The sequence below is a fragment of the Halorubrum aethiopicum genome, from assembly GCF_001542905.1.
Classification (GTDB): domain Archaea; phylum Halobacteriota; class Halobacteria; order Halobacteriales; family Haloferacaceae; genus Halorubrum; species Halorubrum aethiopicum.
Genome location: NZ_LOAJ01000001.1, coordinates 233,687 through 245,797 on the forward strand (window position 1 = coordinate 233,687; position 12,111 = coordinate 245,797).

Genomic DNA, 12,111 nt, shown 5'->3' on the forward strand with positions numbered 1-12,111 from the left:
CTAAATGCGCGGGGCCGATCCCGCGTCTTTGTAGTAACGCCGTCAAACGGGTGGTCACTCTCACACAACCACACCCGGACGGCGTTCTCTGATACGTCACTCCTCAAGGAGCCGATCCACTACGTCGTTAAACGCTTCTCCGGGTTCCTGCTTCCGTGAATTGAGTCGTTGCCAATTCTCCCGACTAATCTTAATCGTGGTATGTTGTTTCGTACTCATTATGTTTTTAATCGTGATTATTCAAATACCAATTCTACAGAACCAACTTGGACGCTATTCCCCACAGCGGGTTACACGCCCTCATCAATACCAGCGTATTTTTTACAAAATGCCGAGGGACGCTGGTCGGACTGGTTGTTTTGACGAAATCAAATACCTACTTCCCGGATTCATGGTGGGTGGCTCCACCATCGGTTGTAGGTCCTCCCGGCCGCCCAAAACCACGCACCTCCGAAAAACGCGCGTGATCATCGTCACGTCCGACTCCCACGCTGGCGGGGGAGAGGCTTCCATGCGGGGTCGGTGATTCGGTGGGTCCGCCCCGTTCGCCCCGATCCTCCGGGACTTGTCGTGACTGATCATACTAGCGACAGCATTATAAACTGGTATCTTCTAACAAAATATCGTATGAGTGATTATCCGTCTTCGCTGTTGACCAGCGGACAGCGGGAGTACCTCAAGGGAGAGAAAGAGGCATCCAACGAGAGCCAGATGAAGAAGCGAATCCGTGAACGTGTTTACGCCGGCTTTCGAGAGGACGGGGGAATTTTGCTTGATGAACTCTCGATTGAAGAACGGCGTCGGATGTTCCGACATTGGGAAGAAAGGGAGGACGAACGACACCGCGATGGCATTCCTCTCCGTGAGGACGATGAGTTGATGAACACCTTCGAGAAATCCACGTTAGAAATCAATCTCGGGAGTCTTCTGGCGTTCATTTACTTTGGCGTTGAGGAAACGAACCTCTCTGATTTTGAAGAACTCTTAGAAACCGGGATTCAGCTTGGGGCACAAAAATACGGTTACAACGTGAGTAAGCTGAACTTCGAGGTGGAATTCGAGGAAGCACTAACACCCGCAGATACGTTTGAGTACATGAAAAACGAGGAAGTGTCGCTTGAAGAGTTAAAGGAGCATATTCTGATGAGTCACCTCAACACCATAGCACAAGCCGACAGGTTCGATCTTGAGGAATTGCCCGAACGGTTCAGAGAGTTCATAGTTGAAGAGAATAAGTCGTTTCAAGAGACACAGGAATGGGTAGAGTCAAGCGGATTTCGCGAGGTACTTAAGAAACTGGAAGAACGCCGGGACTAGTATACTAGCATTTCTTCAGAATAGCCCGTGTTCACCGTCTCCGCGAACGTCTCGAAGCTGGCGGGCGTGTTGATCTCGGCTATCACCTCGACGTCGGGGTTGAGGTAGTTGGCCTCGGTCATCAGCGTCGCCATGCTCACCGCCTTGTACGCGTTCTCGTGGTCGCGGGTCGTCAGCGCCACGCCGGTCTCGTGGGGGAGCCGCACCTCGCGGGAGCCCTCGTCGATGGAGACGGGCCGGTCGTCGAACGGGATGAAGGGCATGTGGGCGTTCATCAGCGTCGTCTTGCCCGCCCCCGTCGGCCCCGCGAAGAGGACGACGCCGCGGTGTTCGTACAGCAGCCACAGGAGCGTGACGAGCTCGGTCGAGAGCGCGCCGTGGGCGACCAGGTCGACGGGCGTGAGCGGGTCGGCCGCCTGCTTCCGGATCGAGACGTGCGGACCGTCCGCGGAGATGACCGGGAGCGCGATCGCACACCGGATCGTCTCGGAGACGCCGGGAACGTCGAGGTTGACCTTCGCGGAGGGCGTCGAGGCGTTCAGCTCCACGCCGTCGCGGGCGGCCAGTCGCGTGACGACGTCGACGAACCGCGACTCGTCGGTGAACGCGAGGTTCGTCGGGATCCGGCCGCCGCCGGCGAGCGGGTCGAGTCCGCGCCGGTCGGTCGCGGCAGCGTTCCCGCCGGCCGCCGCGTCACCGCCGGCCACCGTGTCACCGCCGGCCGCGTCGGTATCGATCGTCGCGTCGCTCTCCGCGGCCGCGTGGCCGTCGACCGCCGCGCCGCTCCCGGCGGCCACGTCATCCCCGGCCGCCGCGTCGCTCCCGCTCTCCGCTCCAGCCAACACCGCGGGCCGGGGAACGACCTTCACGCGCTCGCCGACGCGGTTTGCCTCGACGTCCTCCAGGTGGGGGTCCCGGATCGGGACGGTGAGGACGCCCTCGCCGACGAAGTCGCGGAGCACGTAGTAGACGAGGTCGTCGAGGCGGTCGGCGGCGTACGCCGGGTCGACGCTCGGAGCGGCGAGGTCCCGGTCGGCGAGGGCGCTCCGGACGCCCTCGCGGGCGGTCGCGACCCACCCCCGCGGCGAGGAGCCGCCGGCGAGCCGGCGCGAGAGGTACCGGCGGGCGTGCTCGGCGACGAAGGCGGTGCGGTCGTCGATCAGCCGGTCGACAGGGGTTTCCCAGATCCGGCGCTCGCAGTCGCAGATGAGCGCCTCGTCGCCGGGGAGGAGGTCGGGCTCCAGCGCGGCGTACTTCGTCTCGAAGGCATCCGAGCCGAGCAGCCGCTCGCGGTAGATCACCACGTCGACGGCGAAGCCGGCGAACTCGACGGCGTACCGGGCGAGCCGCTCGCCGGCGACGCGCTCGACGTACTCGGCGTCGGCGTCGATACCGGTCTCGAGCGGGGCGAACGCGTCCGTGTGGACGACGAGTTCGCGATCGTCGCCGACGTCGGCGACCGCGATCCGGCCGTCGAGCGCGACGGGCGTGAGGTCGCCGAACAGCCGCAGCTCACACAGCGCGTGGTGGTCGATCCGGCGGCGGGCGGCCGCGGTCGCCGAGAGGAGGCGGTCGAGCACGCGCTCGTACTTCGGCTCGAAGCCCGCCTCCGCCCGCTCGACCGCGCCGGCGCGGGTGAGCGGTCGCCGGCCGCGGACGGCCGAGAAGTGCTCTCTGACCCGCCCGAGCGCGCGCTCGTCGGCGGGCGAGAGGGGCGGTTCGCGCACGTCGTAGCCGAACCGGCCGCCGTCGCGCTCGCGGATCGTCGCGACGACGCCGGGCGCGGACTCGTACTGCGCGCGGACGTCGGGTGCGTACCAGGCTTCGGGGTCGTCGGGCGGGACCGGGGCGGGAACCGAGGCGTCGTCGTCGCCGGAGCCGCCGCCGATCCGCAGGGTGGGAGTCGTCACGTCTCTGCGCTCGTCTGCTCGACCGGAGTTCGACCATCGGATATAACGATTCTCTTTTCCTGACATGTCGTTTCAGGGGCCTGAAACGCGATCGACCGCGGGTCGGCGGCCGCCGGAGTGCCAAGAGGTTTGTCGTCGGGCGCGGAACCGGCGGGGTGATGGTGTCGAGCGAGGACCTCGGACGGCGGGCCGCCGCGCTCGACGGCTCCGTGGTCGTCTGCGGGGTCGACGGCGACGCCGCCGTCCCCGCCGGGGCGTTTCCCGGCGCTCGCGTCGCGACGGTCCCGGAACTCCTCTCCGGGCGGGACGCCGATCCGGGGAACGACGACGCCGATCCGGGGGACGACGACGCCGGCGACGTCGCCGGGGTCGCCGCCGCGTTGGTCGCCGTGGATCCGCCGCTCGAGGGGGACCGCGTCCTCGACGCGCTCGACGGCCTCGACGACCTCGACGCGTTCGTCGTCGCGGTCGCGCCGGCGGGCGTCGACCCGGAGTCGCTGGCGGCGGTGCGCCGACGGGCCGACGCGACGCTGCTCGCCGGGGACGGCGGGCCGGCGGAGGCGATCCGGACGTTCCTTGAGGCGGTACAGCGCCCCGGCTTCGTCAACCTGGACCTGGCCGACGCCCGGACCGCCCTCTCGACCGGCGTCGCCGCCGTCGGAACCGGAACCGTCGCGCGGCGCGGGGACGCGGACGAGGCGCCCGCGCTCGCGGTCGACGCCGCGTTCGGGCGGTTGCCGGAGGGCGTCGATCCGGCGGGCGCGAGCGCCGCGCTCGTCGACGTGGTGGTCGACCCGGAGACCAGCATCGCCGCCGCGACCGACGCGATCGCGGCGGTCCGCGAGCGGATCGGCGCGGACGCGAACGTGATCTGGGGCGGCGCGGTCGACGAGTCGGCCGAGGGCGAGATCGGCGTCCGGGTCGTCGTCGCGGACGTCGAGTACGCCCCGCCGCTCGCCGCCGGCGACCCCTGTCCGCGCTGTGGAGCCCCGCTGTCGGCGTACGCGTTCGGGACGCGCGAGACGCTCTCGTGTGACGGCTGCGGCTACTCCGGGATCGCGATCGACCGCGGGTAGCGGTCGGGGACGTACGTCATCATCGTTAACGATGGATTTATTCGACGGTCGACGCCCTGTTATCGTATGGCAACAGACCCCACGCCGGGGAGCGATTCCTCGGAGTCCGGGAGGTCGGGATCCGCGGCGTTCGGTCCGGGCGGGTCCGGGCTCGACGCGTCGGCGGCGGCGCTCGGTCACGACAGGCCGGACGTGCCCGCCTACCGGGCGCTCGCGTCGGCGCTCCGCGAGCGCGTCGACGGCGAGGTCCAGTTCGACGAGTACGCGCAGGTGCTGTACGCGACCGACGGCAGCATCTACGGCGCGCGGCCCGCGGGCGTCGTGTGCCCGCGCTCGGTCGAGGACGTCCGGGCGGCGATGCGGGTCGCCGCCGACCACGACGTCCCGGTGCTCCCGCGCGGGGCGGGCTCCTCGCTCGCGGGACAGACCGTCGGGCCCGGCTGCGTCGTCCTGGACCTCTCCAGACACATGGACGAGATACGGGAAGTCCGCCCCGAGGACCGCCGTGCGGTGGTCGAGCCGGGCGTCGTCCAGGACCGCCTCGACGACCGGCTCGCGGAGGACGGACTGAAGTTCGCGCCGGATCCGGCCTCCTCGGCGCGGGCGACGGTCGGCGGGGGGATCGGCAACAACTCCACCGGCGCGCACTCGGTCCGGTACGGCATCACCGACGCCTACACCGAGGAGCTCCGGGTCGTGCTCGCGGACGGCTCCCTGATCCACACCCGCGAGGTCGTCCTCGACTCGCCGGAGTACGAGGCGATCGTCGCGGGCGAGGAGGGCGGCGAGCGCGAGGCGGCGCTGTACGAGACGGTCCGCGAACTCGTCGAGGGCAACGAGGCGGAGATCGCGGAACGGTACCCGACGCTCAAGCGGTCGGTGTCGGGGTACAACCTCCACAAGGTGATCTACGAGAACGACGACGGCGAGGAGGTCGTCAACCTCTCGAAGCTGTTCGTCGGCGCGGAGGGAACCCTCGGGGTCGTCGTCGAGGCGGAGGTGTCGCTCGTCACCCGCCCCGAGGAGACGGCGCTGGCGCTGTACTGTTTCGACTCGCTTCCGGCCGCGATGCGGGCGGTCCCCGAGGCGCTGGAGTTCCCGGTGAGCGCGGTCGAGCTGATGGACGACGAGGTGTTCTCGCTCGCGGCGGGCTCCCCGCAGTTCGCGGAGTACGCCGAGCCGATCCCCGACCGCGCCGCGGCGGCGCTGATGCTCGAGTGGGACTCCGAGCTCGTCGACGACTTCGAGGCGGCGGTCGCCGATACGAACGACCACTTCCTCGAGGGGGGCGACGCCTTCGACGTCCTGGAGGCGTACGCGGACGAGGACCAGGCGGACCTCTGGAACCTCCGGAAGGCGGCCATCCCGCTGTTGATGAGCATGGAGGGGGACCCGAAGCCGTACCCGTTCATCGAGGACGCGTCGGTGCCGCCCGCGGAGCTCGCCGAGTACGTCGGCGAGTTCGAGGCGGTGCTCGAGGCGCACGACACCTCGGCGGCGTACTTCGCGCACGCCGGGAGCGGAACCCTCCACATCCGCCCGATCCTCTCGCTGAAGGAGGAGGAGGGGATAGAGAAGATGCACTCGATCGCCGACGACGTCACCGACCTCGTGTTGGACCACCACGGCGCGTTCTCCGGCGAGCACGGCGACGGCCTCGCGCGCACCGAGTTCAACCCGAAGATGTACGGCGACGAACTCTGGAGCGCGTTCCAGGAGCTGAAGTCGGCGTTCGACCCCGACTGGCGGCTGAACCCCGGGAAGGTCGTCTACGTCGACGGCGAGACCGCAAGCGAGCGCGGCTACCCGGAAACCGCCGCCGACACGGACATGCGCGAACACCTCCGGTACGGGCCGGCCTACCAGTCGATCGAGCCGCAGACGACGCTCGATTTCGACGACGAGGGCGGCTTCTCGCACCTCGTGGAGCTGTGTAACGGCTGCGGCACCTGCCGGGAGACCGACTCGGGCGTGATGTGTCCGACCTACCGCGCCTCCGGCGAGGAGATCCAGACGACGCGGGGGCGCGCCAACATGCTCCGGGCCGCCATCAGCGGCGACCTCGACGACGACGAGATCCACTCCGACCGCTTCCAGGGGGAGGTGCTCGACCTCTGTGTCGGGTGTAAGGGGTGTAAGAGCGACTGCCCGACTGGCGTCGACCTCGCGAAGCTCAAGGCGGAGGTGAAACACGAACACCACGAGAAGGAGGGCGCGGGGCTCCGCGAGCGGCTCTTCCGCGACATCGACCGCCTCTCGGCGGTCGGGAGCGCGCTCGCACCGGTCTCGAACGCGGCCACGAAGGTCCCCGGCGCTCGCCGGGTGATGGACGCCGTCGCGGGGATCGCGCCCGACCGCGCGCTGCCGACGTTCCGCTCCGAGAGCTTCGAGGAGTGGTTCGCGGCGCGGGGCGGTTCGAGCGTCTCGCCCGCGGACGCGACCGACGCGGTCGTCCTCTTCCCGGACACCTACACCAACTACAGCTACCCGGCGGCCGGGAAGGCGGCGGTGGAGGTGTTGGAGGCCGCGGGGGTCCGCGTCGAGGTGCCCGACGACCTCGCGCCCTCGGGTCGCGCCGCGTTCTCGACCGGCTTCCTCGACGCGGCCCGCGAGCGCGCCGAGACGAACGTCGAGCGGCTCGCGCCCCGCGTTCGCGAGGGGAAGTCGGTCCTCTTCGTCGAGCCCTCCGACGCGGTCATGTTCCAGGACGAGTACCTGGACCTGCTCGACGGCGAGGACGCGGCGGCGGTCTCGGCGGCCGCGTACGGCGTCTGTGAGTACCTCGACGCCGGCCGGGTCGACGAGCGACTCCGATTCGACGCGCCCGCCGAGTCGCTCGCCTACCACGGCCACTGTAACCAGAAGGCGCTCGACAAGGACCACCACGCGGTGGGCGTGCTCCGGCGCGCCGGCTACGAGGTCGACCCGCTCGACTCCTCGTGTTGCGGCATGGCCGGCTCGTTCGGCTACGAGTCCGAACACTACGACCTCTCGAAGGCCATCGGCCGGATCCTCTTCGACCGGCTCGAGGAGAGTCCCGCCGAGACGGCGACCGCGCCGGGGGCCTCCTGTCGGTCACAGCTCGGCGACCGCGACGGGGCCGCGGAGACCCCCCCGCACCCGATCGAGAAGGTCGCCGAGGCGCTCGTCGGCCCGGCGGAGACGGCCGCCGGCGACGACCGAGACCGCCGGAGGTGATCGAGGCCGCCACCGACGACGACCGGGGGAGGAACCGGTCGGTCGCCCAACGTTTATCTTCGTCCGTCCCGTGGTAACTATTGTCATGTGTCACCACGGAGACGAGGCGCTCTCCCTGGCGGAGATCCGGGAGCGTCACCGATCGCTGGCGGCGGAAGAGGAAGCCGACGACGCGCCGGACGAGCGGGTCGAGGAGCCGGCGGAGACCGACGATCCCGAGCGGCCGGCGGAGCCGCGAGCGCCCGCCGACGACTGACGCGACGGCGGCGCGTCCCGCCGCGAATCCCGCCTTTTTGGGCGTGACGACCGCCGGGACGAGCCGCGGCTGAAGTCGTCGTTCCGCCGGCCGAAGGACACTATCCGCTCCGTCCCCAACCGATCGCATGGACCTGTTCTGGCACCGGCGCGACCCGCGGCTCCGCGACAACGCGGGACTGGCGGCGGCCGCGGCGGCCGCGGACGCGCGGAGCGATCGGGTCGTCCCCGTCTTCGCGTACGACGCGGAGCTCCTGGAGACGGTCGGCGCGAGGCGGCGGACGTTCCTCCTCCGGACGGCCGCCGCCCTCCAGCGTCGCTACCGCGAGCGCGGGAGCGACCTCGTCGTCCGGTCGGGCGACCCCGCGGCGGTCCTCCCGGATCTCGCCGAGGAGTACGGGGCGGGGCGGGTCACCTACAACGAGCACTACCGGCCCGCGCGGCGGGAGCGCGAGCGTGGGGTCGAGTCGGCGCTCGCCGACGCCGGGGTCGAGACGAACGCGCGGACCGACCTCGTGGTGGTCGACCCCGGCCGACTGGCGGGGTCGTACCCGAACCACGGACGGTTTCGAGACGACTGGGACGCGGTTCCCACGCCGGACCCGTACCCGGCGCCGGAGGCGGGGAGGTTCGCCGACGTGGGCGGCGAGCGATCGGTGCGTGCGGTCGCCGCCGACGCCTCCGGCGAGCCCGACCCGTTCCGAACCGATGTCGACCTGCCGGCGGCCGGCTACCGCGCCGCCCGCGACCGGCTCGACGGCTTCCTGGCGGAGGGGATCGCGACCTACGCCGACACCCGCGACGACCTCGCGCGGGCGGTCGAGGCACCCACCCGCGCCGTCTCGCGACTGTCTCCCTACCTCGCGGCGGGCGCGATCGGGATCCGGGAGGTGTGGGCGGCCGCGACCGAGGCCCGCGACGACGCGAGCGACGAGGACGCCCGCCGAAACGTCGAGAAGTACCGGGACGAACTGACGTGGCGCGAGGGGATGTACCACCTGCTGTACTACGCCCCCGATCTGGCCGAGTCGAACTACCGGTCGTTCCCGAACCCCATCGCGTGGCGCGAGGACGATGCGGGGTTCGACGCGTGGAAGCGAGGCGAGACGGGCTATCCCCTCGTCGACGCGGGGATGCGCCAGCTGGAGGCGGAGGGATACGTCCACAACCGCCCGCGGCAGGTGGTCGCGAGCTTCCTCACCAAACACCTCCTCGTCGACTGGCGGCGCGGGGCGCGGTGGTTCATGAAGCGGCTCGTCGACGCGGACCACGCGTCGAATCACGGGATGTGGCAGTGGATCGCCTCGACCGGGACCGACTCCGTCGACGTGCGGATCTTCGACCCGGTGAGCCAGGCCGCGAAGTACGACCCGGAGGCGACGTTCGTCCGGGAGTACGTCCCCGAACTGCGGGAGGTGCCGGCCGACGCCGTCGTCGACTGGCCGACGCTTTCGCCCGAGGAGCGCGAGGAGCTGGCCCCCGACTACCCCCACCCGATCGTCGACCGCGACGCCGCCTACGAGCGGGCGAAACGCGTCTTCGAGGAGGCGCTCGGCAAGCGGTGACGGGTCTGCCCGGACCGGTCTTTTTGATCCCGCCTGCCCTCGTCGGCGTATGCCGAGCGTCAGCGACACCTACATCGAGAACCGCCAGCGCGTCCAGCCGACCCACACAAACAACTACGCGTCGGCCCACGGGGGCAACGTCGTCAAGTGGATGGACGAGGTGGGCGCGATGTCGGCGATGCGCCACGCCGGCGAGACGTGCGTCACGGCGAGGATCAACGAACTCGACTTCAAGCGGCCGATCCCGCAGGGGGACACCTGCGTGATCGAGTCGTACGTCTACGCCGCCGGCCGGACGAGCGTCCGGGTCCGGCTCCGGGCGTTCCGCGAGTCGCCCCGAACCGGCGAGCGGGAGCTGACGACGGACTCCTACTTCGTCTTCGTCGCCGTCGACGCCGAGGGATCGCCGACGCCCGTTCCCGAACTCACCGTCGACGGAGAGCGCTGTCGAGAGCTGCGCGACGACGCGCTCGCGGCGGAGCCGGACGAAGAGTAGTCGCCGGTGTGTGCGGGATCGAGTCACGAAACGTCCATCGCCGCTTCCTCGGCCCTTTTGCCCCGAGGGCCCGAACGACGACCCGATGACGTCCACACCAGACGACGCCGACCTCGAGTTCGTGAAACTCGACGGCACCGGCCTCTACACCAGCGAGCTCCAGTTCGGCACCTGGCGGTTCGGCAAGGAGAACGAGGCGGGCGAGATCGAGATCGGCGAGGAGCGCGCCCACGAGCTGCTCGACGCCTACGCCGACGCCGGCGGCCGGTACATCGACACCGCCGACGTGTACGGCGGCGGCACCTGCGAGGAGTGGATCGGCGACTGGCTCGAGGGACGCGACCGCGAGCGCTACACGATCGCCTCGAAGATCTACTGGCAGATCCGCGACGGCGACCCGAACAGCCGGGGAACGAACCGCAAGAACCTCCGGCACCGCCTCGAGGCGCTGCTCGACCGGCTCGGCACCGACTACGTCGACGTGCTCTACATCCACCGCTGGGACGACGCGACCGACGCCCGCGAAACCATGAAGACCCTGAACGGGTTCGTCGAGTCGGGGAAGGTCCACTACCTCGGCGCGTCGACGCACCGACCGAACGCCTGGAAGGTCGCCCGCGCCAACGAGATCGCCCGCGCGGAGGGGTGGGAACCGTTCACCGTGCTCCAGCCGCGGTACAACCTCGTCGACCGCGAGGTCGAGGGGGACTACCTCGAGTTCGCCCGCCAGCGGAACCTGGCCGTCTGTCCGTGGAGCCCGCTCGGACAGGGCTTTCTCACGGGGAAGTACGACCGCGAGGAGGACCTGCCCGAGGAGTCGAAGGTCGCCTCCTCGAGCCGGTTCAGAGACGCCTACCTCACCGAGGAGAACTTCGACGTCCACGACGAGCTCGATCGGGTCGCCGACGAGGTCGACGCCTCGCCCGCACAGGTCGCGCTCGCGTGGCTCTCCCACCGCGACGGCGTCACCGCGCCGATCGTGGGCGCGCGCACCGTCGACCAGCTGGAGGAGAACCTCGCGGCCGCCGAGATCGACCTCTCCGACGAGCAGGTAGAGCGGCTCACGGACGCGAAGGCGAGCCCCTACGAGGGGCTGTAGCGGAATCGGTCAATAGAGGCGAAGGAGCGAGCGATCGCCGGAGCGGTGGCGCGCCGGTGAGCGCCCGGAGGGCGCGAACCGCCCGCGAGGGACGCGGCGACTGAAAGGAGCCGCGAGGCTGAGGAGGTGTGAGGTGCGGGGCTGTGCGGGGTGGGACTCAAAGGGGCAGCCGTCTCCGGGAAGACGGCCGAAGCAAGCACCGCAGGAGCGAGCAACGCGAGCGACGAGGAGCACAGCGAGGCCCTCGACCGGAGCCGGCTGGGGCTTTGGAAGAGTTCACCGCGCCAGCAACGATCTCCTTCGTATCACCCCGATCACTCACGAAACACCCGCTCTATAAGCACGCCGTTCTGCTAGGTGATTCAGATACGGAAAGACGCAAACGACCCTTTCGTGAACCGTTCCACGACACCCGTGCGGAGTTGTAGGTTAACAGGATCGTCGGACTACCGCTCGGCGCAGTACTCGACGAAGTTCCGAAGGATCCGCAGCCCCGTCTCCCCGCTCTTCTCGGGGTGGAACTGCGTGCCGAAGACGTTGCCCGCCTCGTTGGCGACGACCGCCGGGAAGTCGACGCCGTAGTCGGCGGTGGCGACCACCGCGTCGGGGTCGTCCGGGGCGGCGTAGTAGGAGTGGACGAAGTAGGCGTACTCCCCGTCTACCCCCTCGACGACCGGGTGGTCGCGCTCGACCGAGAGCTCGTTCCACCCCATGTGGGGCACCTTGCGGTCGACGTCGAACCGGACGTTGGTGCCGGGGACCAGATCGAGGCCGGTCACCTCGCCTTCGCCCTCGTGGTCGGCCTCCTCGCTCGAGGTGAGGAGCATCTGCATCCCGAGGCAGATCCCGAAGAGCGGCCGGCCGGCCGCGGCGTGGTCGGTCAGCGCCTCCCGCAGCGGGCCGGCGTTCTCCATCCCCTCGCGGAACGCGCCGACGCCCGGGAGGACCACGCCGTCGGCGGCGGCGAACGCCTCGGGGTCATCGGTGATCTCGACCGACGCGCCGGCGCGCTCGAGCCCGCGGGTGGCCGAGCGCAGGTTCCCGAGCCCGTAGTCGACGAGGACGACGTCCGCCAGCGTCTCCGCGGGCGGTTCGAAAGTGCTCATACCTCCCCTCGGAGGGGGACGGAAAAGTCGGTTTCCCTTGGGGCAGGCGTCAGCCGACGGGGGCGACCGGGGCGGAGCGCCCGCTCCCG

General features: G+C 69.5%; 9 protein-coding genes. 7 read left to right on the forward strand and 2 right to left on the reverse strand.

All coding sequences use genetic code 11. The features are described from left to right. Window positions 1–627 precede the first annotated feature (627 nt). Entirely contained in the window at window positions 628–1,317 is a 690-nt protein-coding gene (locus AXA68_RS01175) for a hypothetical protein (RefSeq protein ID WP_066411712.1), read from the forward strand. Here AXA68_RS01175 and AXA68_RS01180 read toward each other — a convergent pair. Beyond that, entirely contained in the window at window positions 1,314–3,227 is a 1,914-nt protein-coding gene (locus AXA68_RS01180) for a type II/IV secretion system ATPase subunit (RefSeq protein WP_394326464.1), read from the reverse strand. The two genes, AXA68_RS01175 and AXA68_RS01180, sit on opposite strands and share 4 nt — an antisense overlap. A gap of 158 nt (window positions 3,228–3,385) precedes the next feature. On the opposite strand from AXA68_RS01180, the gene AXA68_RS01185 reads away from it, so the two are divergent. From AXA68_RS01185 to AXA68_RS01205, 6 genes are all read left to right on the forward strand, one after another. Continuing rightward, window positions 3,386–4,303, forward strand: coding sequence for a hypothetical protein (locus AXA68_RS01185; protein WP_066411715.1), 918 nt, complete (start codon window positions 3,386–3,388; stop codon window positions 4,301–4,303). 66 nt (window positions 4,304–4,369) lie between these two features. Further along, window positions 4,370–7,501 carry an FAD-binding and (Fe-S)-binding domain-containing protein gene (locus AXA68_RS01190; protein ID WP_066411718.1) on the forward strand — a complete coding sequence of 1,044 codons (3,132 nt, stop codon included), beginning with the start codon at window positions 4,370–4,372 and terminating at the stop codon, window positions 7,499–7,501. Window positions 7,502–7,586: 85 nt separating this feature from the next. Beyond that, entirely contained in the window at window positions 7,587–7,757 is a 171-nt protein-coding gene (locus AXA68_RS16990) for a hypothetical protein (RefSeq protein ID WP_198530007.1), read from the forward strand. A gap of 127 nt (window positions 7,758–7,884) precedes the next feature. Beyond that, window positions 7,885–9,321: a cryptochrome/photolyase family protein gene (locus AXA68_RS01195; protein WP_066411720.1), complete on the forward strand. Its 1,437-nt coding sequence runs from the start codon at window positions 7,885–7,887 to the stop codon at window positions 9,319–9,321. A 49-nt stretch (window positions 9,322–9,370) separates the two neighbouring features. Continuing rightward, the gene (locus AXA68_RS01200; protein ID WP_066411722.1) at window positions 9,371–9,817 is read left to right on the forward strand and encodes an acyl-CoA thioesterase; all 447 of its coding nucleotides are present in this window, start codon (window positions 9,371–9,373) and stop codon (window positions 9,815–9,817) included. Between the two features lie 85 nt (window positions 9,818–9,902). Continuing rightward, the gene (locus AXA68_RS01205; RefSeq protein WP_066411724.1) at window positions 9,903–10,916 is read left to right on the forward strand and encodes an aldo/keto reductase; all 1,014 of its coding nucleotides are present in this window, start codon (window positions 9,903–9,905) and stop codon (window positions 10,914–10,916) included. Between the two features lie 446 nt (window positions 10,917–11,362). On the opposite strand, the gene hisH is transcribed toward AXA68_RS01205, so the two are convergent. Continuing rightward, the gene (hisH, locus tag AXA68_RS01210) at window positions 11,363–12,022 is read right to left on the reverse strand and encodes an imidazole glycerol phosphate synthase subunit HisH (protein ID WP_066411726.1); all 660 of its coding nucleotides are present in this window, start codon (window positions 12,020–12,022) and stop codon (window positions 11,363–11,365) included. Between the last annotated feature and the right edge of the window lie 89 nt (window positions 12,023–12,111).

What these genes read in the sequence shown, in the direction of transcription:
- AXA68_RS01195 (WP_066411720.1), top strand. Translation starts at nt 7,885, where the DNA reads ATGGACCTGTTCTGGCACCGGCGCGACCCGCGGCTCCGCGACAACGCG.
- AXA68_RS01205 (WP_066411724.1), top strand. Translation starts at nt 9,903, where the DNA reads ATGACGTCCACACCAGACGACGCCGACCTCGAGTTCGTGAAACTCGAC.
- AXA68_RS01190 (WP_066411718.1), top strand. Translation starts at nt 4,370, where the DNA reads ATGGCAACAGACCCCACGCCGGGGAGCGATTCCTCGGAGTCCGGGAGG.
- hisH (WP_066411726.1), bottom strand. Translation starts at nt 12,022, where the DNA reads ATGAGCACTTTCGAACCGCCCGCGGAGACGCTGGCGGACGTCGTCCTC.
- AXA68_RS01200 (WP_066411722.1), top strand. Translation starts at nt 9,371, where the DNA reads ATGCCGAGCGTCAGCGACACCTACATCGAGAACCGCCAGCGCGTCCAG.
- AXA68_RS16990 (WP_198530007.1), top strand. Translation starts at nt 7,587, where the DNA reads ATGTGTCACCACGGAGACGAGGCGCTCTCCCTGGCGGAGATCCGGGAG.
- AXA68_RS01175 (WP_066411712.1), top strand. Translation starts at nt 628, where the DNA reads ATGAGTGATTATCCGTCTTCGCTGTTGACCAGCGGACAGCGGGAGTAC.
- AXA68_RS01185 (WP_066411715.1), top strand. Translation starts at nt 3,386, where the DNA reads ATGGTGTCGAGCGAGGACCTCGGACGGCGGGCCGCCGCGCTCGACGGC.